Origin of the sequence: Bacillus sp. AFS055030, assembly GCF_002574545.1 — a bacterium.
GTDB lineage: Bacteria > Bacillota > Bacilli > Bacillales > Bacillaceae_G > Gottfriedia.
Map to the genome: position 1 here is coordinate 1 of NZ_NUGT01000031.1, position 23,221 is coordinate 23,221.

General features: G+C 32.4%; 23 protein-coding genes. 4 read left to right on the forward strand and 19 right to left on the reverse strand.

The window, feature by feature from the left end; translation table 11 throughout:
* Positions 1–217 precede the first annotated feature (217 nt).
* From CN925_RS12790 to CN925_RS12805, 4 genes are all read right to left on the reverse strand, one after another.
* A complete protein-coding gene (locus CN925_RS12790) occupies positions 218–1,567 on the reverse strand; it encodes a tyrosine-type recombinase/integrase (protein WP_098846609.1) in 1,350 nt (449 codons plus the stop codon).
* Between the two features lie 37 nt (positions 1,568–1,604).
* On the reverse strand, positions 1,605–2,153 hold the full coding sequence (locus CN925_RS12795; protein ID WP_098846610.1) for a helix-turn-helix domain-containing protein: 549 nt from the start codon (positions 2,151–2,153) through the stop codon (positions 1,605–1,607).
* 266 nt (positions 2,154–2,419) lie between these two features.
* Positions 2,420–2,764 (reverse strand): cupredoxin domain-containing protein, encoded by a 345-nt coding sequence (locus tag CN925_RS12800; protein ID WP_483295195.1) that lies wholly within the window; start codon positions 2,762–2,764, stop codon positions 2,420–2,422.
* 158 nt (positions 2,765–2,922) lie between these two features.
* Positions 2,923–3,972, reverse strand: coding sequence for an LLM class flavin-dependent oxidoreductase (locus CN925_RS12805; protein ID WP_098846612.1), 1,050 nt, complete (start codon positions 3,970–3,972; stop codon positions 2,923–2,925).
* Positions 3,973–4,321: 349 nt separating this feature from the next.
* On the opposite strand from CN925_RS12805, the gene CN925_RS12810 reads away from it, so the two are divergent.
* Positions 4,322–4,855, forward strand: coding sequence for a GNAT family N-acetyltransferase (locus CN925_RS12810; protein WP_098846613.1), 534 nt, complete (start codon positions 4,322–4,324; stop codon positions 4,853–4,855).
* Positions 4,856–5,022: 167 nt separating this feature from the next.
* Here the strand turns inward: CN925_RS12810 and CN925_RS12815 are convergent, their stop codons facing one another.
* The 6 genes from CN925_RS12815 to CN925_RS12835 form a co-directional block, all read right to left on the reverse strand.
* On the reverse strand, positions 5,023–5,217 hold the full coding sequence (locus tag CN925_RS12815) for a hypothetical protein (protein WP_098846614.1): 195 nt from the start codon (positions 5,215–5,217) through the stop codon (positions 5,023–5,025).
* A gap of 131 nt (positions 5,218–5,348) precedes the next feature.
* On the reverse strand, positions 5,349–6,044 hold the full coding sequence (locus tag CN925_RS12820; RefSeq protein WP_098846615.1) for a helix-turn-helix transcriptional regulator: 696 nt from the start codon (positions 6,042–6,044) through the stop codon (positions 5,349–5,351).
* Positions 6,045–6,325: 281 nt separating this feature from the next.
* Complete coding sequence (locus CN925_RS12825; protein ID WP_098846616.1) at positions 6,326–6,847, reverse strand: YfiT family bacillithiol transferase; 522 nt, start codon at positions 6,845–6,847, stop codon at positions 6,326–6,328.
* A 76-nt stretch (positions 6,848–6,923) separates the two neighbouring features.
* Positions 6,924–7,856 carry a manganese-dependent inorganic pyrophosphatase gene (locus CN925_RS12830; protein WP_098846617.1) on the reverse strand — a complete coding sequence of 311 codons (933 nt, stop codon included), beginning with the start codon at positions 7,854–7,856 and terminating at the stop codon, positions 6,924–6,926.
* 222 nt (positions 7,857–8,078) lie between these two features.
* Positions 8,079–8,240 carry a hypothetical protein gene (locus CN925_RS21335; RefSeq protein ID WP_180232950.1) on the reverse strand — a complete coding sequence of 54 codons (162 nt, stop codon included), beginning with the start codon at positions 8,238–8,240 and terminating at the stop codon, positions 8,079–8,081.
* 67 nt (positions 8,241–8,307) lie between these two features.
* Positions 8,308–9,000 carry an SDR family oxidoreductase gene (locus CN925_RS12835; RefSeq protein ID WP_098846618.1) on the reverse strand — a complete coding sequence of 231 codons (693 nt, stop codon included), beginning with the start codon at positions 8,998–9,000 and terminating at the stop codon, positions 8,308–8,310.
* A gap of 105 nt (positions 9,001–9,105) precedes the next feature.
* On the opposite strand from CN925_RS12835, the gene CN925_RS12840 reads away from it, so the two are divergent.
* Complete coding sequence (locus CN925_RS12840; RefSeq protein ID WP_286138341.1) at positions 9,106–10,458, forward strand: MATE family efflux transporter; 1,353 nt, start codon at positions 9,106–9,108, stop codon at positions 10,456–10,458.
* A gap of 48 nt (positions 10,459–10,506) precedes the next feature.
* Here CN925_RS12840 and gpmA read toward each other — a convergent pair whose 3' ends face one another.
* The 3 genes from gpmA to CN925_RS12855 all read right to left on the reverse strand — a co-directional run bounded on the left by gpmA (position 10,507) and on the right by CN925_RS12855 (position 14,122).
* Positions 10,507–11,298, reverse strand: coding sequence for a 2,3-diphosphoglycerate-dependent phosphoglycerate mutase (gene gpmA / locus CN925_RS12845; RefSeq protein WP_098846619.1), 792 nt, complete (start codon positions 11,296–11,298; stop codon positions 10,507–10,509).
* A 274-nt stretch (positions 11,299–11,572) separates the two neighbouring features.
* Positions 11,573–13,018 carry a DEAD/DEAH box helicase gene (locus CN925_RS12850; protein WP_098846620.1) on the reverse strand — a complete coding sequence of 482 codons (1,446 nt, stop codon included), beginning with the start codon at positions 13,016–13,018 and terminating at the stop codon, positions 11,573–11,575.
* Positions 13,019–13,576: 558 nt separating this feature from the next.
* On the reverse strand, positions 13,577–14,122 hold the full coding sequence (locus CN925_RS12855) for a GNAT family N-acetyltransferase (protein ID WP_098846621.1): 546 nt from the start codon (positions 14,120–14,122) through the stop codon (positions 13,577–13,579).
* Positions 14,123–14,311: 189 nt separating this feature from the next.
* Here CN925_RS12855 and CN925_RS12860 point away from each other — a divergent pair, with 189 nt between their 5' ends.
* Positions 14,312–14,731: a hypothetical protein gene (locus CN925_RS12860; protein WP_098846622.1), complete on the forward strand. Its 420-nt coding sequence runs from the start codon at positions 14,312–14,314 to the stop codon at positions 14,729–14,731.
* Between the two features lie 264 nt (positions 14,732–14,995).
* On the opposite strand, the gene CN925_RS12865 is transcribed toward CN925_RS12860, so the two are convergent.
* Positions 14,996–15,550 carry a class I SAM-dependent methyltransferase gene (locus tag CN925_RS12865; protein ID WP_180232956.1) on the reverse strand — a complete coding sequence of 185 codons (555 nt, stop codon included), beginning with the start codon at positions 15,548–15,550 and terminating at the stop codon, positions 14,996–14,998.
* 210 nt (positions 15,551–15,760) lie between these two features.
* On the opposite strand from CN925_RS12865, the gene CN925_RS12870 reads away from it, so the two are divergent.
* Positions 15,761–16,828, forward strand: coding sequence for a pyruvate kinase (locus CN925_RS12870; RefSeq protein ID WP_098846624.1), 1,068 nt, complete (start codon positions 15,761–15,763; stop codon positions 16,826–16,828).
* A 45-nt stretch (positions 16,829–16,873) separates the two neighbouring features.
* On the opposite strand, the gene CN925_RS12875 is transcribed toward CN925_RS12870, so the two are convergent.
* The 5 genes from CN925_RS12875 to CN925_RS12895 all read right to left on the reverse strand — a co-directional run bounded on the left by CN925_RS12875 (position 16,874) and on the right by CN925_RS12895 (position 22,989).
* Positions 16,874–17,104 (reverse strand): hypothetical protein, encoded by a 231-nt coding sequence (locus CN925_RS12875; RefSeq protein WP_098846625.1) that lies wholly within the window; start codon positions 17,102–17,104, stop codon positions 16,874–16,876.
* Between the two features lie 404 nt (positions 17,105–17,508).
* Positions 17,509–20,076 (reverse strand): hypothetical protein, encoded by a 2,568-nt coding sequence (locus tag CN925_RS12880; RefSeq protein ID WP_098846626.1) that lies wholly within the window; start codon positions 20,074–20,076, stop codon positions 17,509–17,511.
* A gap of 14 nt (positions 20,077–20,090) precedes the next feature.
* A complete protein-coding gene (locus CN925_RS12885; protein ID WP_098846627.1) occupies positions 20,091–20,636 on the reverse strand; it encodes a hypothetical protein in 546 nt (181 codons plus the stop codon).
* Between the two features lie 561 nt (positions 20,637–21,197).
* Positions 21,198–21,518: a YbjQ family protein gene (locus tag CN925_RS12890; protein ID WP_088011817.1), complete on the reverse strand. Its 321-nt coding sequence runs from the start codon at positions 21,516–21,518 to the stop codon at positions 21,198–21,200.
* 367 nt (positions 21,519–21,885) lie between these two features.
* Positions 21,886–22,989 carry an MGDG synthase family glycosyltransferase gene (locus CN925_RS12895; protein WP_098846628.1) on the reverse strand — a complete coding sequence of 368 codons (1,104 nt, stop codon included), beginning with the start codon at positions 22,987–22,989 and terminating at the stop codon, positions 21,886–21,888.
* Positions 22,990–23,221: the final 232 nt, after the last annotated feature.

Genomic DNA, 23,221 nt, shown 5'->3' on the forward strand with positions numbered 1-23,221 from the left:
TATTTAAATTAGCATTTGTACATAGCAAGGTATAAATGATTGTTCCAAGGTTGGTCTAACACATTATTAATATAGTATTTCAAATATTTTTCATCCATTTTGTCAAGCAAAAAAATGCCTCTCACATCACAAAAATGCAAAAGTTGGTCATCAACTTTACCCCATAGTTGCTCGTAAAAAGGTGATTGAGGTTTAAGGGTTATTATTGTCAAAGAAATCACTCCAATCCATCAAAGAAGTCTTCTAGTTCAGAATCTATTTCAACAACTTTACTACTTTCCAAAACTGTTAAATTAGTTTTTTTCTTTCGGTTGTATTTCATTTGCTCTATATACTCTTTTTCTAACTCTGCCATATTGTCCAACATTTGATCGTGTGACTCACGATGTTTTTCTTCATCAAAATAATGTTCGTAAACTTTTATGGTATCAGCATTTTTCCATTTTATATACTTAATAAGTTCATTTGTCCGATGTTTAATTTCAGCTTCTGTTTTGGAAATATTGTATATCTCTCGTAATCTAGTAGTAACAAACCAATGCCTTGTTTTATGAGGATTTAACTTAATCTTGCATTCTTCTATGGCTCTGCTCCAGTGATAATACCAAGCTTCATATGATAAGGGTGTCCCTAGTTCCGTAAGGAATATAGGAGCTTCATTTGGTAATACTTCAAATGTGCATTGAGTTACATCATACTGGATTCGTTCTTTATTAATATATCGCATTAGTAATTTTACTGTATCTTTGCTAAATCTAAGGAACTTAACCCTTCTTCCGTGACTTCCTTTATTAAACGTACTGGCTTCTTGAAAACTTTTACGCGAGCGATAATCACCAATAGTTAATTCGATAACCTCTGTTGCTCTTGCTCCTGTTTCAAAAAGCATACGTGCAATAACCATTTCCCTTTGTGACCAGTTTACCTTTTTTCCTGCTTGATAGACCTGAGAAGGGAGGTAAGGATCATCAATAATTTCAGGCTGCCACTCCTCGTTAATTAGCTTAAAATATGAATCAGTCAACCTTCTATGTGTCACAGCATCTTCCGTTCCTGCTTCAGATGGCATACGTGGCTTATCCTTTCTTACACCTACAGTTTGACTTTTATATTCGTCTAGAATTGCATAAGAATCAATCAAAGGATTCGAATAGTTGTACTGGTTTAATCGAATTAGAGATTTATAGAATGATTTCAATGCAGAGAGAAAACGGTTTACTGTATTGGGACTTTTGCTTGTTCGATTAACAAACCGAAAGGTGTCTTTTTCACGTACTTTGCAGTTCATCTCATTCATAAGATAATCTTCTATTGCTACTCGTATGGCATCAGGAGGTTCATCCCACCTAACCCGATTCCCCTGGTAATTACTCGACTCATCTAGCCACCTAAAGAAAGGTAGAAGACATTTCAAATACGAGAGTGCAGAGCTTTTATCTATTCTGCCTATGCAATCGTGATAATGATCCGTCAAAGGTAAAAAAGGCTCCCATTCACCATCAAAGACCAATAATTCATAGCGACTTTCAATCCCTTTGGGGCAATAATGGTATTGGTAGTTTCCCATATAAATCACCTACTCACTTTTAAATATTGTTAATCACTTATTCCTCAAGCCAATTATAAAAAGGAACCCTTCGCTTAAAAGGTTCATCATTTGACTCTGCAACATTACTGATGTCCTTCTGTGATAAGTCATAGATTCTTTTGCTTTGTTTTTTTGGTAATTTTACTGGAACAGAAGTAGGGCTCCAGTTCTCACGAACTGCTTTTTTAATAAATCCGTCAGGATTTTTAACTTTTGATGTGGATTGCTGCATTATAAGAAGTATCTCCAACGTTCGTTTAATTCCTATAATAGATAGAACTGATAGAATATCACCGGTAGGAGAAGTAAGGGTAACAGCTTCGTATGCCAATTTGACTAAATCTGTCTCATCAGCATCAGGTTCCACTTCTAATTGTTCAATTGTTCCGACGGGAACAACAACTTTGTTTAAATTTAATAAGTCACTTTCAGGAATTTTCCATCCTTCTTTGTCACTATTTCTAAATGAATTAGGTAATTTACCAGAACGAAGCCACCGTTTTATTGTTTCCTCGTGTTTTCCTAGTAAATCAGCTACCTCTTTTACTGAATATACTTTCGTCATTCTAACACCCCTTATAAAAATTAACGTTATGGGAATATACGTTCTTATTATAGTGCAACATAATTGTCGTTGTAAATAATTAACTATTTTGCATAGTTGTGGTAGTAAATGAGGTCATTTAGAGGTCTAATTAATAAAAAAGTACACCACTATATTTAAGTGATGTACTTAATTACTATTTAATGTGTGACATTAAAGACAAACATCCACTCTTTATATAAAAAGGTACATTCACTTACCCTTAATTTTACAGAGTAGCCATGACTTTATTTTACGATTACTTTTCCTACCATTCCAACATTAAAATGGTATTTACAAGTAAGATCATATGTATTTGCCTGATTTGCTAACACTGATATAGTTTTTTCCGTTTTTGGTTGCACTTCTACATCAATATTGAGCATTTTCACAGTAAAAGTATGTGGTTTACTCCCTTTATTTTTCAATAATAAAGTTGTTTTTGTACCTTTTGGAATTGTGATGTTTTTCGGGTTAAAGTAATCATCATTCAACTCTACTACGATTGTTTGTGCTCGATTAGTTGTATCTGAAACTTCTGATTCAGCATGAGCTATAAAATTTGCTGGTATTGCGAATGTCACAAGCGTCAAAATAACAATTAATCCTGAGAGCCAATTTTTTCTTATCAGTTGGATCTCCTCCTTTACTAAGCAATATTATTTTCCATTTGATGGAATATTATCACGTTTTTTTATTTGATCACTAAAAAAAACTGTCTTCTTATCGAAAACAGCTTACATTATTTCAGTTATTGATTTGCTTCCAACTTTGCTATTTCTTCTCGTACGATTGGTGCAACTTCCTTGCCTAGTAGTTCGATTGCTTTCATTACGTCTAAATGTGGCATCGATCCTACTGGTACATGAAGCATAAATCTTGTAATACCTACATTTTTACGAAGGTGGATGATTTTTTCTGCTACTGTTTTTGAATCACCAACATAAAGTGCACCTTCAAAACTTCTTGCCGCATCGAATGCAGCTCGGTCATATGTTCCCCAACCGCGTTCCTTACCAAGCTTATTCATGACTTGCTGTGTTGAAGGGAAAAATTTATCAGCTGCAGTCATCGTATCCGCTGCGATGAACCCGTGTGAATGGGATGCAACCTGTAGTTTGTTTACATCATGACCAGCATGAGCAGCTGCTTTTTTATAAAGCTCAACAAGTGGTGCGAACTGAATTGGACGACCACCTATAATTGCTAGTACAAGTGGAAGTCCTAATAATCCAGCACGGACGACCGACTCCCTGTTCCCCCCACTTCCAATCCAAATTGGCAGAGGATCCTGTACTGGACGCGGATAAATACCAATATTGTTAATGGCAGGGCGATGTTTTCCACTCCACGTTACGAATTCAGATTTTTGCAAGTTAAGGAGTAAATCTAATTTTTCTTCAAAAAGTTCATCATAGTCGTTTAAATTATAGCCAAATAAAGGAAAGGATTCGATAAATGAACCACGTCCCGCCATGATTTCCGCCCGACCATTCGAAATACCATCAAGCGTAGCAAAATCTTGAAAGACTCTTACTGGATCCGCTGATGAAAGTACTGTTACAGCACTTGTTAGCCGAATACGATTTGTTTGTGAAGCAGCTGCTGCTAGTACGACAGCTGGCGATGAAGCTGCAAAATCATTACGATGATGTTCCCCTACACCAAATACATCTAATCCAACTTGATCAGCCAAAATAATCTCCTCAACCACTTCACGTAAACGTTCTGCATGGCTTATTACATCTCCTGTTTTTACATCAGGGGTTGTTTCTACAAAAGTACTGATCCCTATTTCCATTAAACTATTCCTCCGAATTTATGTAGATTTATAACAAACTTGAGAACCTTTAAAAGGTTTTACTTCAATATTTTATTAATTAAAATAAATATACCTCAAATTCGAGATAAATTCTAACAAAGTTGCTTTAGCGTTTTGAAGTAAGAGGATTGAATTATTTTCGGTGGTTATTAAATTCAATGAAAATATAACACTCTTTAAACAAATATCTAGTCTTATTTTTTTATTTATGTGTTGTGTTCATGATTAAAAAATATCATAACCTATTTAATTTGTGTTCTTTAATTAGAGATATCATCTTCACTTTAGAATACAATCTTATTATGATTCTTTTTACTATATAGATGGAGTGAATTTATTGTCAAAAATAGATGAATCAACCATTCAAATCGAACCATGGAACGAAGCAGATCTTAATTTACTTCTGTCATCAAATACGAATAGTATGATGAAATATCTTGGAGGACTTGAAAATTTGAAAGAAATTGTGAGTCGGCATAATCATTATCTTGAAATGAGCCGAATAGGTACAGGTCAAATGTTTGCGATCATTTTGCTTCCATATAGAACAAAAATTGGAACTGTTGGCTATTGGAATCGCATATGGGATGGTAAACTTGTTTGTGAAATTGGTTGGAGTATTTTACCTCAATTTCAACGAAGAGGTATCGCAACAATCGCAGTAAAAAAAGCTATAAAGAAGGCACAAAAAGAAACTAAGCATAAATACATTCACGCTTTTCCAGCCGCTAATAACATTCCATCGAATAAAATATGTGAAAAGTTAAATTTTAAGTTTATTAAAAAATGTAATTTTGAATATCCAATAGGTAAATTTATGGTATGTAATATGTGGCGACTAAAAACAAAAAAGAAAAATTGAAGTTAAGTCTAAAAATGGCTTAACTTTCTTTTTTAATCTTAAAATCCGACATGTTAAGTCTATCTAAAATTCTATTAATCTCACAATTTTTTTAATGTAATAAGTAGATAATTTGTTTATGAAAAAAAGCCGACTCCAATATAGATTGGTTCAGCTTTATGGATATATTATTCAAAATAAAATAATGAATCTTGAGAAGCGTTTGTCTGATAGTAATTTACTAAATCTTCTACAGAGATTCCTCTAATTTCAGCAATATCATTAAAACTCATATCATAATGATACGACAGTTCATGCAAAGATAATGCTGGATCATTCCCTAATAATTCATAATCAGGTAAATTGTCAAATTGTTGTGACATACTCTTCACTTCCTTTTACAGTTTCTTACTATCCTTTCCTAAAATTTACAAGTTTAGTCAAGATTCGCAAAAAGAATTGAATGTAGTAAGGTGTTTCTTATTCAAAACAATTTATACAGGGACGAAATATTCTAAATAGATCTCATGGTAGACAATGTTATAAAAGCATCTATAATCCTCAATAATTTCTCTTTTTCTTCATTGCTTAACAGTGAATTCGCTTTACGAATAAGGTTCGTACCTTCGACCCAATCATTTTCTTCACTTGGTATATATCCAGCTAATTGAATCAACTGAATAACCGGAACCCCAAGTGGTTCTGCCAATTTTCGTATAATTTCTATTGAAGGAATACCTCTTTTACCATTTTCGATTTGTGATATATATGAATGAGAGACGTTTGCTTTTGCTGCAAGGCATTTAATCGACAGATTATTTTTTAATCGTGTTTGTCTGACAAATTCCGAAAATATTTTTGAACGATCCTCTTTGTTTTGATTCATACAGATAACATCTATTTTCCGTTTGCCTTCCAAATCTTTATTCTCTAGATTAAATAATTGATCTGAAATGCTTTGTAAAGGCGTTCTAAATCTTTCAGGTGCATTAATAATATAAGCACTCCAAAGTAATTCTTCAACATTTCCCCCTGTGACTTTTGCAATCGCTCTAGTTAATTTTTCTTCAGGTGGAGTCAATTTCGCGTTTTGTAATTTACTTAAATAGCTTTTGTCTTTTGAAAATCCCAACTTGTTCAATTCATTGGCTATCTCAGTCAAACTTAAATTAGAATTTTTTATATATCGCTTTAATAATTTGTAATACATGCTCACACCTATTTCCAACGTTATTCTATTTTTAAGTTTATGTGTACAACAGTAACTTTGACACTGTTGTACATTGGGCTATTTAAAATTTCTTATTTTTGTGATGAGTTACTCAGAGACTAAGTTTTCAAAATAATGATAAAAGAACTAAACCCACTCTTTAAACTTTAGTGGGTTAGATTAAATCTTATCTATTTAAAATTCTTTTTCTTCGGAGTCCATATGTTATGAATTAAAATACTTTATACTAGATAACTTGAGAAGATCATCCCATCTTTTGTTTAATTGTTATTGTTTTTCACTAAATTAATATGTGCTAAGTGATGTTCGCTATGCCAGGCGTATAAAGCTAGGATGAAATCGATACTAATATTCAATTTAAGCTCAGGGTGATAACAAGTTCTTTTAAATTCTTCTTCTGTTAGTGATTCAAGTAAAACTACATAACGTTCATGAATGCCTTCAATTATTTTTAAGGAACTATAAAAATCAATATTCGAATCATTTAATGAGATCCATGCATTTTCATCATAAGCTTTAATTGTAGGATTTTCTTCAGTTAAAGCTAATTTAACTCGAATAAGACTATTCATATGACTATCAGCAACATGATGAATAACTTGTTTTGGAGTCCAACCACCGTCTCGATAAGCTGTGTTTAATTGTTCTTCTGTAAGTGATGTGATCGCATCTTTATATTTATTAGGAGCATCTTTAAGTATTTTAATAAAATTTTTACGTTGTTGATGAGTATAACTTGATGGTAAGTTAAATCTACCAATTGGATACTTTAAATGTTCCATTTCAAATCCCCCATTTATTAGTTATTTATAAAAAAACAACAAAGCCTTTCAAAAGACTTTGTTGTTAAATTTCGATTTAAAGTGTATTAAATGTTTCAGTTAAAACTGGAACGATTTGTTTTTTACGAGATACAACACCTTTTAGTAAAGCAGTGTTGTTTTCTAACGTTACATTGTATGCTTTTTCAACTGCGTTCGTAGCAGTCCCTTTAGCAACAGCGATTGAGTCATTTGTTAAAATATCTGTTACAACGAATAAGAATAAGTCTAATCCTTTATTTGCAACGATTCCTTCAAGTACATTTTCTAATTCAGCTTGACGAGAAAGTACGTCATTTGTATCAACTGCGTTTACTTGTGCGATTTCTACTTTATAGTTACCCATTTGGAATTCTTTCGCATCAAGTGAAACTAAAGACTCGATTGATTTATCAGCTAGATTTGCACCTGCTTTTAACATTTCAAGACCATATTCTTCTGCATTTACACCTGCGATTTCTGCAAGTTCTTTTGCAGCAGCAACATCTTGATTCGTACAAGTTGGAGATTTAAATAATAATGTATCAGAAATGATCGCTGAAAGCATTAAACCAGCAACTTCTTTCTTAATTTCGATATTATTTTCTTTATATAATTTGTTTAAAATTGTAGCGGTACATCCAACAGGCTCACAACGATAGTATAAAGGATCGCTAGTTTCAAAATTAGCAATACGGTGGTGATCGATAACTTCAAGTACACGAACTTGTTCGATACCATCAGCACTTTGTTGACGCTCATTATGGTCAACTAAAATGACATTATTTGTTTCAGCTGCAACTTTTTCTACTAAACGTGGTGCCTCAGATTTAAACATATCAAGTGCAAATTGTGTTTCTGCACTTACTTCACCTAAACGAATTGCTTCAGCATTTTCACCTAATGCCTTTTTTAATTCTGCATAAGCAATTGCTGAACAAATTGTATCTGTATCTGGGTTCTTATGACCAAAAACTAGTACTTTTTCCATCAAAAATTCTCCTAACTATTATCTTGTTTTTCATTTTTTTATGTAATTTAATGCCAAGAATTGGCTTTAATATAAAACGCTTCAATAATAATACCATATCAAAATAAAAAAAAATAGCCAAAATGGCTATTCTTTACAGATTGAAGTCAAAGTCAAAAAATCATGACAATGTGACTAAATGAAAACGCTTAAATTTCAGGTCGCTAAGCCTATTCATTCTAATTAATCTTTTGCATTTTTATATGACATTGTTTCTGTAATTGGTTCGCTTTTTGGTAACCAATCAATTGGAATATCATCTGTAGTATTAAGATCTTCTAGTAATAATTCGTCAAAATTATTTTGATTTGATTCAATTGATTTGTTCTTTTTGGATTTACCCATCTTTAACACCTCACTTAATCCTTACTAATTTGGATATAGTTTGTGTAAAAGGAGGCTTAGTTAATACTTATTTTATGTTTTTTATAATAATTTCAGGTATAGATATATTTTTACGCGGTTTTATGTTTTCAATAATGATTTCAGCTATATCTTCTGGATCCATCATTTTAGACGTTTTATCCTCATCAAAAATACCTGCCCAAAAATCCGTATTCATTCCACCCATATATGCTGCAAATACTGAAATGGGGGTTCCTGTTAGTTCAACAACCAAACTTTCGGTAAAGCCCTTAACGCCAAATTTACTTGCGCAATAAACAGATTCTGTTGCTTTTCCAATTAGACCTGCAGTAGAAACAATATTTACGATCGTTCCACTATTTTGTTTTTTCATCTGTTTCAAAACTTCTTGTGAACAGAAAATCGTTCCCTTCAGGTTAATATCGATCATATTATGTACTGCTTCTACATTTAATTCTTCTGCAAGATCGAAAATTCCAACACCTGCATTATTAAATAAAAAATCAACTTTTCCATATGTTTGAATGATTGTATCAAAGACTCTTTTTACATCTTCATATACTGAAACATCAACTGTATGTATTGAATAATTGTTAGGTAATTGTTTACCAATTTCTCTAAGTTTATTTTCAGTTCTTCCTAACAAACAAATATGAGCTCCATTTTCAGAATACTTTTTAGCTAATGACGCTCCTAATCCACTTCCTGCCCCTGTGATGATAACAACTTGATTTCCCAATCTTATACCAACTTTCTTTAAAATATTTATCCGAATAATTTCATTATAGCTATTAAACCAAAACATGATACAATTGTAAAAGTGTTTGATTAGGAGGTCGATAAATTGAATACTACTAAAACGGATAAAATTTCACGCTTTTTTAAACTACTACTTCCGATTTTAATCACTCAAGTGACATTATTTTCGATGTCATTTTTTGATACGATTATGTCTGGTAATAGTAGTCCAGGGGATTTAGCAGGGGTTGCGATCGGTGTTAGTATTTGGACTCCAATTAGTACGGGGTTAACTGGCATTTTAGTTGCAATTACGACAATGGTTGCCAATTTAAATGGTGCAAAAGAGGATGAAAAAATAACGCCCCTTGTTATGCAAGCTCTTTATTTGGCTGGTATTATTGCAATTGTCATTATTATTATTGGTATATTTTCAATTCATCCAATCTTAAATCATATGAATCTTGATCCGAAAGTTCATCGTGTTGCCCTTCATTTCTTATTTGCTTTATCATTTGGAATTTTACCTTTATTTCTATATACAGTCATTCGCCAGTTTATTGATGGTTTAGGTAAAACAAGAACTACTATGATTATTACTGTTATTTCAGTACCAGTTAACGTAATTTTGAACTATTTTCTTATATTCGGTAAAGCTGGTCTTCCACGTTTAGGCGGGGTTGGTTCAGGTGTAGCGTCTGCAATAACCTATTGGATTATTTTTGGAATTGCTTTTTACATTATTAAAACTAAAAAGCCTTTTAGTACGTTCAAACTTTTTAAAAATCTTCCTAGAATTTCATTTGCAACTTGGAAAAGTATTTTAAAACTAGGAGTTCCAATAGGACTTAGTATCTTTTTTGAAGTAAGTGTATTCTCGGTAGTCACATTATTACTAAGTGAGTTTGATACTGAAACCATTGCTGCTCATACGGTGGCTATGAATTTTGCAAGTCTTCTCTATATGGTTCCATTAAGTATTTCGATGGCCTTAACAATCGCTGTCGGCTATGAAGTTGGAGCTAAAAAGTTTCAAAATGCAAAAGAATACAGCAAAATTGGTTTAGTAATGGCCGTATCAATTGCTTCATTTTTTGGGATCATCATCTATTTATTCCGATATAATGTAGCAGGTTGGTATACAAATGATCCTTCTGTACAAATTTTAGCAGGCGGATTCTTAATCTTTGCAGTCATGTTCCAACTATTTGATGCAATTGCAGCGCCAATCCAAGGTGCCCTAAGAGGTTATAAAGATGTAAATGCTACGTTAATGATGATGATTTTGGCTTATTGGGTAATCGCCTTACCAGTCGGCTATTTCCTCTCAAATACGAATCTTGGTGCAAAAGGATATTGGGTTGGTTTAATCGTTGGTTTAGGAGTGTCAGCACTAACATTATCCATTCGATTAGTACAGTTACAAATTAAAAAACTAAAATTATCTAAAGCATCATAATGTAAAGGATGGGAAGCACGAATGCTAAAGCCCATCCTTTTTTGTATTCTATTCATCTTGTATTGTTATATTTGGATGATCATCATCAAATTGATCAAGTAATTCGCTTGGGATATGTTTTGGGATGACATCGGGTGGAAGTTCACCATCCATCCCTAAATAGTAATGCCGAATAGGCTTTAGTTCGTCATTTAATTCATAAACTAAAGGAATACTAGTTGGAATATTAAGCGAAGCAATTCCGTTAGCTGAGATTTGATCTAAATATTGCACGATTCCCCTCAACGTATTTCCATGTGCGGATATAATAACCTTTTTGCCTGATTTCAAGGCATGCGCAATCTCTTCATCCCAATATTTTAATACTCTTTTTTCTGTGTCCTCCAAACTTTCAGTAAGCGGAAATTCATCTCTTGATAAGTCTTTATACCGTGGTTCATTTATTTCATATCTTGGATCATCAATCTTTAGAGCGGGTGGTCTAACATTCATCGATCTTCTCCAAATATTAACCTGTTCTTCACCATATTTTTGCGCTGTTTCAGCTTTATTCAGCCCTTGAAGTGAACCGTAGTGGCGTTCATTTAATCTCCATGTTTTATGAACAGGAATCCACATCATATCAATCTCATTTAATATGATCCATAATGTACGGATTGCTCTTTTAAGGACGGATGTATAGGCAATATCAAATGTAAATCCGTTTTTCCTTAAAATGATCCCAGCTTCTCTTGCTTCGGAAAGTCCGCTCTTTGTTAAATCAACATCTGTCCAACCTGTGAATCGATTTTCAACATTCCATAAACTTTGCCCGTGCCTGATTAATACAAGTTTAATCATATGCTCTCCTTTAAAATCAATAAAATATGTTTTAGTTTGCTGAAATGTTCTTAATTTGATTCACATTCAAAGGGATTATGGAGAAGAAAGACAAATTTCATTTAATAAAATGATACATTAAAGGCTTGTTTGTAAACTAGTTTTTTTCCATATCTCAAATAATTAAATAGTAATGAAAACAAAAAGTCGATCTCCATTTTATGAAATCGACTTTTTTGTTCTTAAATAACCAATGCTACGTGAATAGTAGAGTAAAGGAAATTCACTAAATTCATTATTTAATTGCTTTACTCACTTTTAATTTTTTCCCTTTAACTGTCGCATTCTCCATTGCTTGTAAAACTAGTGATCCTTTTCCATTCAGAATATCAACATACGACATCTGATCATGAATGGTTATTATGCCAATATCATCTACTGTTACGCCAGGGATTTTTGCAATTGTACCAACAAAATCAACAGCACGTATTTTCTTCTTTTTTCCTCCGCTGAAGTAAAGTTTCATAATATCTTGATTAATTCGGGCTGTTTTATTATTTCTTACTACTCGCCTGCTGTTAAGTTTTTCTTCAAAGATTGCTTTACGAGCAACTACGTCTTGATGACTAGGTGCCTCTATACTAGGTATCTCAAATCCAATGTAATTTTCAATTGCTTTAACAAACTTCCCTTCAAACTGTGTAGAAAACGTAATGGCTTTTCCTTTATTTCCGGCACGGCCAGTTCTACCAGTACGATGCACATAGCTCTCTTTTTCCATCGGAACGTCATAATTGATGACTAATGTTACATTATCAATATCAATACCTCTGGCAGCTACGTCGGTTGCCACAAGATAACGGAAGTTCCCATTTTTAAACCCTTCCATTACAGCAAACCTGTCTTCTTGTTCCAGTCCCCCATGGAGTCTTTCACATGTATAATTAGCTTTTTCCAGTTCACTAAACACAGTATCAACATTTTCTTTTGTTCGACAAAAAATTAGGCAGCTATCTGGATTTTCTACAACTGTGACGTCTTTTAGGAGTGAAATTTTATCTTCCTCTTTAACTTCTATTAAAAAATGTTCAATGGTATTAGCCGTTACTCCGGTTGATTCAATCTCAATATGAACTGGATCTTTCATATATTTATGGCAAAGATTTTCAACATCTTTAGGTAAAGTAGCAGAAAAAACCATCGTTACGCGGTTTAAAGGTAACTGGTTAATAATCGCTTCTACCTCATCAATAAAGCCTCTATTAAGCATCTCATCAGCTTCATCTATGATAAGATATTTTATTTGATCTATATTTAAGGTCTCTCGTTCAAGATGGTCTAGGACCCTTCCAGGTGTACCAACTACTACATGTGTTTTTTGTTCCAATTCTACCTTTTGTTTAGTAAACGGTTCTTTACCATATACGGCCACCGCTTTTATGCGTTTAAATCTTCCAATATTCGTAATATCTTCACGGACTTGAGCTGCAAGCTCTCTAGTTGGAGTTAGTATTAAAGCCTGTGGTTTTTTTTCTTCCCATTCGATCATTTCGCAAACAGGAATACTATAAGCGGCCGTTTTCCCACTTCCTGTTTGAGACTTAACTACTAAATCTTGATTTTCCATTACCAATGGTATAACTTCACTCTGAACTTCAGTAGGAGTTTCGTATTTTAAAACCGTAAGTGCTCTTTTAATTTCATCACTTAGATGATAGTCCGCATAACTTCTTTTAGTCATTTCTTAACCTCATTTTTGTTTTTTTCGCTATATGTATAGAGTTCTCCCTAAGAAAAATCATATTCATTAACCAAGTATGATTCATTATACTTGAAAAATGCAAGATAAAACGGTTTTCTTTTAAATTAAAAAAAGTAATAGAGTAAATTGGTAAGAAATTTAGGTTTGGACATACAAATGTAATACAAAAATCAACATTCAATTATTGAGCTGACTGTGTTGAAACCTGCCATATAACATCAAATTTATCTGTTACTTGTCCGTATAAAGGACTCCAAAAAAGTTTCATGCAGTGAAATAATCACTTTTCCACCATCTTCTATTTTAAATGTAATAGAAGCTTATTTTAGAAAATCACAAATCGGTCTCAAATAGATTTTTTTACTTTATTTTGGTCATTAAAAATATTAATAAAAGCATAAAACGGTAGATTTTTCAGAATATTCATTTTATAATATTGAAAATGTACTTTTTTTAATTTACCTCTCCACTTTAAAATGAATTTAATTTATCATATCGTTTGAAAAAAAGAGCCATTCATCACTTTTTTTATTACATTCATTTTTTAAATCTACCCATTATAATTGTATGATAAAATTTCCCATCAGAAAGTAGCTTATCGTTTTTTAAAATCCCTTCAACTTCAAAGCCTAACTTTTCATAAAGTTTAATTGCTTTTATATTAGTTTCTAAAACACTCAAATTTATTTTATAAAGATTATTAGCATCTGCCCAAGAAATTGATTGTTTTAAAAGATGTTTACCAATTCCGTATCCCCAATATTCTTTTAAGACGCAAACGCCAAACTCTACTTTATGGGAAAGTCTCTTTAATAGATTTCCTTCACATCTAGAGAAACCTATTATTTTATCTTGAACTTCAGCTACTAAAAATAAATTATTAATCGTTTCTGTATCTGAGTTAATTAATTGTTCAAAGCCTTTTGGATCAATAAATGCTTCTCCTTTTTCTCGGTCTAAATTTTCTGTTTCCCCGTCAATTTGTACTCTCAAACTAGATAATTGCTTCGCGTCAGTTATTAAGGCATGTCTAATAATATAATTAAGACCATTTATCGTAAATTTCTGAGGTTGTATTTTCATCATGTTCTCCTTACACTAGTATTTTTTATTTTTATAGAAATGAAGAATTGTTTGTATACTCCTTCAAATAGTGTGAATAGACCTCACTCATCGCAACGATTTTAGATTCATACTAAAAGAGATCATCCTAATGTTAATATGAAAAGTTTTTAATCAAAACGATATTAATATGAAAGAGGTGTATCGAAAGTGGAATTTAGAAGTAGTGGAAGGCTTTCCAATTTTTTAGTTACCATATTGTTTACGATTTTTCTAATCACTTTCATCAATTATGTAAAAAGGCATGGATTTCCTCATACGATTAAATCATATCTGATTATGACGATAGTGGGATTAATTTTTCTATCTTATATTGGTTATATTCGTAGTATGGTTATAAGGATAAACGAACATGGTGTTACATACGAACATTGGGGATTAAAACAAACAATACCCGCTCATCATATTACACGTGTTAATTTACAATACCGATATAAAGAAACACCTTCACATAGTGCTTATCTAGTCATTAACCATCCCGAAGAATCTATTTTCATCCCATCTATGATGTTTCAAGGACAAATCGATCGGATCACAAAAGAAATCAGAAATATCATGATCTATTTATAAAAGAACTGAAGTGAAGCATAAGTAGTTCAAATAATGTGGAGAAAATCTAAAATAACAGTGTAAATAAATACCTATAGCACATCAAAACGCTTGGAATATTCAAGCGTTTTTAATTAGCGAATATAACTTTTTGGTTACAACCTCTTTTAATCTTCCATAATGCATTGTAGATTGTCGCTTATTTGGGAGAATGCTAGTCTTCTTTTTGCATACTTTACATTGCAATCATTGAGTATTATTTAACGATTTACCTTGATTATAAAATTATCGTTTTACTGCATCTACAATGATTGATGGAAACAGGACTTTTTCCCCGTGATTTCTAGGATCATATTTTTTCGAGCGGAAAATAACACCATCCTTGCCATCCCATTCATTAACGTGAAAATTTCCTTCTTCATCACAATATTCTAGTAGTTTAACTTCAAAACCCGCTGTTTCAAACAGATGAACTAGTGTTTTATAGTTATATACTATTTTATGACTTGCAGCTGGATGATCTTTTGGTCCTGGTCCACCAACTTTAACAATACTTTGATAGGTATCGTCTTGAAAAAATCCATCTGGTACGGCACAACGGATATAGCCCGATGGTTTTAAATAGTCATAACAAATTTTAGCAGCTTCTAAACCTTCATCATAAGTAAGGTGTTCCCACACATGTTCAGCTAAAATAGCTGCAATTGAATTTTTCTCAAATTTACTTTCCCAAGTTGACTTAACTAATAAATTAAGTTCTTCTTCCTGAGTTTGAATCCATGTTGGATTATTGTTATATTCACCTGCTCCAATGACAATTTTTAATTCATCTTGTTTCATAACCAATAGATTCACCTCATATTAAATTTGATCGATTAGTAATGTTCGGCAAAACATACATAAATTCCTTTAATAAAGTGCAGGAAAAAGTCAAAATTTAGAAGTGTAGATTATTTAAGTTATTTTTAAATAATTAACACTTCAAAAATTATTTAATTTCTTCTACTCTATCTTGGGTATAATAATTCCAGTAAATGGAGGCGATATTAAATGACCATTGATCGAATTTGTACGATAGGACCAGCTAGTTTTGATAAAAAAATACTGACTGAATTAATTGAGCATGGCATGACGATCGCAAGACTCAATTTTTCTCACGGAACACATGACAGTCACCATCATGTCATCGAACTAATAAAAACGATCAGTAAAGAGACAGGAAAAGAAATCAAGATTTTAGGAGACCTCCAAGGTCCAAAAATTCGATTAGGTAAAATTGAAGGGGAAAAAATAAATCTTGAACCTAATCAAACTTTCACACTCGTAATTGATGAGATTACAGGTGATCGTAATCAAGCAAGTGTCGATTACAAGGGGTTAATAAATGATGTGAAACAAGGAGATCGCATATTAATTAATGATGGTGAAGTGGAGTTATACGTTGAAAAGATAGAACAAAGTAAAATCATCACTTCTGTGAAAACAGGAGGTGAAATTTCTTCACATAAAGGGGTTAATTTACCTGGTGTTGTGACAAGTTTACCTGCTATTACTGAAAAAGACCGTAAAGACATCGAATTCATTTTACAAGAAAGTTTAGATTATATTGCATGCTCATTTATTCGACGAGCATCTCATTTACAGGAAATCAGAAGTTTTATGAAATTAAAAGGTGATAAAACACCTCAATTAATCGCAAAAATTGAAACGATTGAAGCAATAAAAAATTTCCAAGAAATTAATAAAGAAACTGATGCTATCATGATTGCCCGTGGTGATTTAGGTGTTGAACTTCCATATCAATGGATCCCACTCTTACAAAGAGCGATGATTCATGAGTGTAATTTAAATGGTACATATGTGATCACAGCAACCCAAATGCTACAATCTATGATAGATCATTCACTCCCAACAAGAGCTGAAGTAACTGATGTATTTCAGGCTGTAATGGATGGGACCAATGCAGTCATGCTTTCCGCTGAAAGTGCTGCTGGCCACCATCCGATCGAAAGCATTGAAACATTAAAACTTGTATCCCAATTTGCTGAAACCGTAAAATCGAAATCTCCGTTTGATTTTGATGATATGCTTGAGTTGATCAACTCAACGATCAAATAAACTTGATCTTCTGACAAAAACGCCCCAAAAGGGGCGTTTTTAAAATTACTTTTCTTTTTTATAAAATCGTTCACCAGAATCTGGATTATAGTAAACTCTTGTTTTCTCTTTTGTTACAGGGTCAATATTAACTTCGCTAGTTCGTTGAAATCCTTCAGGTATTTGGTTTCCATGATTTCGATTAAATCGTTTATCGTAAATAAAATAACCTAACAATAAACAAATAATGAGAAATAAAATTTGGATACCATAAAAACCGAAAATAACTGTTTTCATTATATTTTCTCGACTACTTCATTCGTTCGATAAGTGATAAATTTAATCAAGTTTTTCATGTAAACAGACCCCCTAAGAGTATTGGTATTACAATACTATACAATCTACTAACTAAATTATGACCGATATCAACTGTTTCAAGAAATATTAGGTAAGACCTAATTGGACGTTTAAATTAGCTAAATAGCATCCATCTGACTTACCTGTACTTGATTATAGCAATTTATCTTCGAGGGGTCTATGCAATCATTGTAATAAAATTGATACTATTGTGAATTTTTTACGTTTCATTTCATCCCCAGGTTATTACCAAAGATCTACAGAGTTCTCCCCATCTTTCAGGTAAGCACAATTAAAATGCCTGCAGCTTCACAAAATTCGCTGCAGGCACGTCGATACTCCAATTATTTGCTTTCTTCAATCATTTCAAAATATCGTCCAAACCAGTATGGTAAAGTGTAGGTGCTACTACTGAACATTGTTCCAGCTTTATAGTTATAGTTTGCATTTTTTGCATAAGTTACACCATTTTTTGTACGTTGGAATGGATTAATATTGTTCTTATGAACATTTTTTTCATCAAGTGGTAATGGATAGTTGGTTTGAGCTTTTCCACCATCTCGATCATTTGGTTCAATATAGAACACATCTTGTCGATCATATTGCGCATCAAAATTTATCTTTAATGCAGGCGTTCTGTATAAATATCTTACAGCTGATTTTAAATCAACTTTAGTATCTTCTGGATTTGCTAGTTGGTACAAGAATGTATAGAAAGGATTCTCTTCGCGTTTTTCGTTTTCATACCATTGACTAAACGCTTCTGTAATCTGTTTGAGTCTCTCTGGATTTTTTTCTTGTAAAATTAGCTGATAAACTGGGAACCAGCAAAGTTGTTCATCAGAGTAATTAATGTATTGTGTCCAATCTTTGTGCAATGTACCGTTAAGATTTGAATCTTCTTGTACGTCACCAGTATAGAAAGAAAGAATGTTGTCATATGTCACTGTTTCTTTATTATTACCAGAAAGATTATAACCCCAAGTAGCTTGACGAACAAGACGACGCTCTATATATTCCTGCGCCATATTTATATAGCCTTTCCCATTTACATAAGGTTCAATTGAACTAAATGCCGAATCATATGTTAAATCGTAAGCTGACTTAAACTTTAGTTGTTCCATTGGATATTTTTCTTTTGTCACTGTAGCTGTTGTTTTTAATATAGCCATTAAATCTAAAGCTTTTAGTGGTCCATCTTCAAAGCCATAGGACAATGCATCCGTTCCATCTGGATATACACCTACATTTTCTTCCCAAAGTGGCTGTTGTTTCATAAGATTTAAGTTATCGTCCAAATATTTAGCTGACCACTTTGCCCATTGCGTACTCTTTCCAGTTGCATCTTCTATATAATAGTTATCATTTTTAAGAATAAGATTTGTCATTTTCTCAGTTGCTTCTGCGATTAGATCTTTCATTTGAATTAACTCTGATGTTGAATCGTCGCAAAGTAACGTATAAGCAGTTAAATACATAGCATATACCCCTGCAATCCCGTCAGAAGAAGTATCCGCTTTGTATGCAATTTGATTTAAATCAATGAAACCATCATTTCCGATTACACTTTTAGGAAATAGATCATTAAAAAATTGAGGTATTTTTTCATAAACTGGTACAGTTAATTGGAAAAGCGGTTTATTAGTCGCACTCGTCGTTTTATCATCTTTTGCGGTATTTTTGTTTGATGCATTTGTAATGACTGGCATTACCTGTTTATTCCCATTTGCGTCAAGTACATATATATCAGTACCTAGTTTTTGCCCTTCTGGACGTGTTTTATTAAGTTCTTCAATTGCTTCTTTAGTTAATTGATAACCGTTAAAACTCTTCGCATCTTTCAAATCCGCTCCAGAATAAAGTTGATCTCCAAATTTTGTTTGTGCATCTTTTGTCACACGGACCATGGAATAACCAATTGGCTGTTTGTCAGTTCTTTGCATACTTGGAATAATACCATTTGGATTAGGAGAACCATCCATAATGTATTTGAACCATAGACCACCCTGTGTTTGGTAACCAAAATCTGTACTTCCCGGCAATTCACTCGTTAATGCATATGTTCTAACTGGGAATCCATTGTCTCGTCCTGAAATATAGTTCAATAAAAGGACAGCTTTTGTAGCTCTAATAGCTGCATCTTTAGCTGCTTTTATTTCTTGAATTTGTGCTGAAGTTGGATTCTTTCCATATTCACGTTTTAAAGTAAGATAACGATATGTTTCTCCAATTCCATAATATGCTGTCCATAGGTTATCATTATCGACTGGTCCAGGATTTCCTATAAAAGAACCTGTAGGTGAATTATAATCTACATACTTTTTATTTGGATCTGACTCAGTAAAAGTAAAAGAAGGATCAGCAATACTTCCACGACGATCAACTACTGGAACAAACTTTTCCATATAGTCTGCTTTTTCTTTCAAAGACTTTTTAGGCATCGCAATATGCGTTACACCAGATTCATTTTTTACCCAAATGCCACCTATTTCATCAGTTGCAAGTTGGAGTACATTGTCATCTCCGCCATAAAGATATCTTGGACCCGCAAAGTATTGAACGATGTCTCTTGGATCTTTTTCACTAAAATCAACCCGTTGTAAACCAGTTTTTGTTCCAATCCAATAAACACCGTCTGCATCTTTTATTGTGCTATTAACGTCTGCAATTACTGAACCTGGAAGAAAGTCTAGCGCTTGAGAGTTGGTAATCCAATTTAAATTTGTTGGAATTGAGGGATCTTCATTCTTAAAATAAGTAGTTACCTTTGTACGAACTGCTTCTAGTTTCACAGACTTATACTTCGCATGGTTCGGTGCTCCACTTGGAACACTACTTTGTGCATAAACTTGCAATGGGAGTAAAACAGTCGTTAATCCAATAGCGAAAATTTTTTTTGAGAATTTCTTCATCTTTTTGTATCCTCCTATTTTTGCACTAGATGTGAAACACCAGTTTCAGTAATTGCATAAATACCACTATGTCCATCATCTATTAAAAGAAGGACCTTATCATCCAACAAACTTCCATCTGACTTTGTATACTTTTTAATCTTATTACTCTTAAGGTTCGTCATTGTTACCCCTTCGTCTGATCCAACCCATAGAAAATTGCGCGTTTTGTCTAGAACTGATGAATTAACGGACCTTAATGAAGGAAAAATAGATGGCTTTAAATTGAACTCTGAATTAACAAAAGTGACAGCATTTTTCAAATTTGGCATATATGTGTTTTTATTAGCTATTTCAGGTTTATATGTAGGATCCTGTAAAAACTTTACATATTGCTTAACTGAACCTTCTGCCCCCTTATTTTCAAATAAATCCAAAACTTGATTGTAATTATACTTCTCATTTGATACAGCATTTACTTTGTCTTTCATACCGGTCAGAACGATTCCAGACACTAGTGTTGCGCCCACAAAAGTTGATAGAATTATTTTTCTTAAACTAAAACCTTTACCCACGCCCATTTCCTTACCCCCTCGTATACGATTAAATACATCTCAATTATAAGAACAGCAATTTAAGTTAGTAAATTGGGGGATTTCTTATAAAACAATTAATAGATAATTAGAAATAATTAATAACAAGAATGTCGAATAACCAAGTTTTATAGAGGAATTTGAGTATTTTTGTATAATTACGACGTGAATATTATAAAAATAGTAATTTAATTGAAAATTTTTCTGAAAATATTTGGGGGAATTAAGCGGATTCTTAATTAGAAGATAATCCTATTTGGAGAATTAGGAATGATGTATTTTGCCAACTAACTTGGCAAAAATAATAAAATAAAGAAATAGTCTAAAATAAAAAGTGTGCGCCAAAAGTGTTGTACGTTATTTCTGTTAATTCGATATCTCGGGTTACCAATAACATACTTCATCACTGCTTTTTAATTTAAATTATTTTTTAAAGCTATTAATCTTTTTTAGCCATAGAAAAATCCCCTCTAAGTCACATTTATTTCTCCATGTTAACATGAAGGTTTTTTCAAATGTCTACCTAAAGGGGATCATATCAAGTTTTCATTATATTTTCTCGACTACAACAGCCGTTCCATAAGCAACAATTTCACTCATGTTTTGCCCAATTTCGCCTGAATCAAAGCGCATCATGATAATGGCATTCGCATCCATTTCACTAGCATTTTTGGTCATACGATCCATCGCTTCTTTTCTCGCATCCTCAAGCATTGCAGTGTATTGTTTGATTTCTCCACCAACAAGACTTTTTAAACCAGCTAAAATATCGCCACCTAGTCCTCTACTACGGACAATTACGCCAAATACAGGTCCTTTTACTTCAACTAGTTTATACCCTTCAATGTTTTCAGTTGTAACTACGATCATTTTGTTCACCTCAAAATATTTATTCTGTACATAATTCTATTGAACCGATTATGTGTATGTATTTCAATACCATTTTTAAACTTCATTAGTTAAAAATGGAAAATTTGAAACGTATAATATAATAATTCTATGTATTAGGTTTAATCCCTTTTTAATTTTTTTCTTCAATTTTTCCAACAGCCATTTGACTTTCGACGATATAATCATTCTCATTTTGTCATCCATCACTTTTCGAGTGTTCAATCATATTTCATCTTAATTAACATCTATAAATTAACAATTTATTGTATTCAAACTAAATACCACAAGGAAACTTATTACCTTGTGGTGTTTTTACGTGTTCATAAAGTTTTTAGTCATAATACTCCTAAGAAATTGAACTAAAAATATCATTGACAATTAATTCTGAACTAAAGCCTTTATTAAGTGCTGTTAATGATAGTTTCATTTGTTCTAAATGATTTGATTTGTGAAGAATTCGATTAATATAATAAATTAATTCATTTAATGACTTCACTGTTACTGAAGCACCAGCATTTTCAAATAATAGGGAATTCTCTTTTTCTTGACCTGGTGTTGGTTTATATAGGATTGTTGGTAAACTACATGCAATACATTCTGATAATGTAATACCACCCGGTTTTGTGATTAAGATATCGGATTTTTTATACAAATTACGTATATTATTTACATAGCCAAATACTTGTAGTCTCCCTTCATATTCTTCAGTCATTTTATTTAATTTATTATAGAGGATGCGATTATAGCCACAAACAACAGCTACGTTATGTTTTGTTTCAACGAGTAATTGCTTGGCCATTTTTTCAACGTCCTTTAATAATCCAACTGCCCCAGCAACGATTAATATTTGATCGTTTGATTTCGAATTACTTGTCCCTTCATTTAAAAAATTTAATTCTTTAAATTCCTGGCGAAGAGGTATACCACTTACAAATATTTTCGATAAAGAAACGCCTAAATTCACCATCTGATGTATTAATCCTTCAGTCGCTATATAGTAGCGATCAATTTCATTATGAATCCATGAACGGTGAATATAATAATCGGTAACAACTGTATATAATTTACAAGGATGCGTCGAATATTTTTTCCATTTTGCAACGGAGCCAACTGGAAATGTAGTAATAATAATATCTGGCTTCTCTTTTTGAAGAATACTTTTTATATTCTTTCCGCATAATTCTAAAAATCTGTCAAATATGACTGTCCCAAATAATTTCTCAGTTCCATAGAAAAACCATTTATAAATTGTTTGGGCATGTTGAAATAATTGCAAATGAATATTTTTTGCAAATACATTAATTTTTGGATATGCTTCTTCGTATATATCAATAATTGTTACATCGTTAAAGTTTATATGTTCAAACTCACTTTTTAACGCTTTCGATACTTCTTTATGCCCATTTCCAAAACTCGATGTAACGACAAGTATTTTTGGCTGCAATACCATACTAATCAACCTCTCAGAATAGACAAATTAATTAAACGAATGTGTGAATTACTGCAAATAAAAGATAGGAATGCTAGTCTTTTCCTGACGTTTTTTAAAAGCTTTCAATTGACTAAAAACATAAAGGGGCCAATTGAAATTATTCGTTCGATGCGTGACTTTCCACCATGAAATAATGACAATTTTGATTTTGATAATAATGCTATATACATTAATTTTCTCCCATATTGAT

Excerpts from the sequence above, each read along its gene's own strand:
- CN925_RS12825 (WP_098846616.1), bottom strand. The coding sequence starts at position 6,847 with ATGGAACATTTAAAGTATCCAATTGGTAGATTTAACTTACCATCAAGT.
- CN925_RS12805 (WP_098846612.1), bottom strand. The coding sequence starts at position 3,972 with ATGGAAATAGGGATCAGTACTTTTGTAGAAACAACCCCTGATGTAAAA.
- CN925_RS12850 (WP_098846620.1), bottom strand. The coding sequence starts at position 13,018 with ATGACTAAAAGAAGTTATGCGGACTATCATCTAAGTGATGAAATTAAA.
- CN925_RS12875 (WP_098846625.1), bottom strand. The coding sequence starts at position 17,104 with ATGAAAACAGTTATTTTCGGTTTTTATGGTATCCAAATTTTATTTCTC.
- CN925_RS12885 (WP_098846627.1), bottom strand. The coding sequence starts at position 20,636 with ATGGGCGTGGGTAAAGGTTTTAGTTTAAGAAAAATAATTCTATCAACT.
- gpmA (WP_098846619.1), bottom strand. The coding sequence starts at position 11,298 with ATGATTAAACTTGTATTAATCAGGCACGGGCAAAGTTTATGGAATGTT.
- CN925_RS12820 (WP_098846615.1), bottom strand. The coding sequence starts at position 6,044 with ATGTATTACAAATTATTAAAGCGATATATAAAAAATTCTAATTTAAGT.
- CN925_RS12895 (WP_098846628.1), bottom strand. The coding sequence starts at position 22,989 with ATGGTATTGCAGCCAAAAATACTTGTCGTTACATCGAGTTTTGGAAAT.
- CN925_RS12815 (WP_098846614.1), bottom strand. The coding sequence starts at position 5,217 with ATGTCACAACAATTTGACAATTTACCTGATTATGAATTATTAGGGAAT.
- CN925_RS12790 (WP_098846609.1), bottom strand. The coding sequence starts at position 1,567 with ATGGGAAACTACCAATACCATTATTGCCCCAAAGGGATTGAAAGTCGC.
- CN925_RS12880 (WP_098846626.1), bottom strand. The coding sequence starts at position 20,076 with ATGAAGAAATTCTCAAAAAAAATTTTCGCTATTGGATTAACGACTGTT.
- CN925_RS12830 (WP_098846617.1), bottom strand. The coding sequence starts at position 7,856 with ATGGAAAAAGTACTAGTTTTTGGTCATAAGAACCCAGATACAGATACA.
- CN925_RS21335 (WP_180232950.1), bottom strand. The coding sequence starts at position 8,240 with ATGGGTAAATCCAAAAAGAACAAATCAATTGAATCAAATCAAAATAAT.
- CN925_RS12870 (WP_098846624.1), top strand. The coding sequence starts at position 15,761 with ATGACCATTGATCGAATTTGTACGATAGGACCAGCTAGTTTTGATAAA.
- CN925_RS12865 (WP_180232956.1), bottom strand. The coding sequence starts at position 15,550 with ATGAAACAAGATGAATTAAAAATTGTCATTGGAGCAGGTGAATATAAC.
- CN925_RS12795 (WP_098846610.1), bottom strand. The coding sequence starts at position 2,153 with ATGACGAAAGTATATTCAGTAAAAGAGGTAGCTGATTTACTAGGAAAA.
- CN925_RS12890 (WP_088011817.1), bottom strand. The coding sequence starts at position 21,518 with ATGATCGTAGTTACAACTGAAAACATTGAAGGGTATAAACTAGTTGAA.
- CN925_RS12855 (WP_098846621.1), bottom strand. The coding sequence starts at position 14,122 with ATGAAAATACAACCTCAGAAATTTACGATAAATGGTCTTAATTATATT.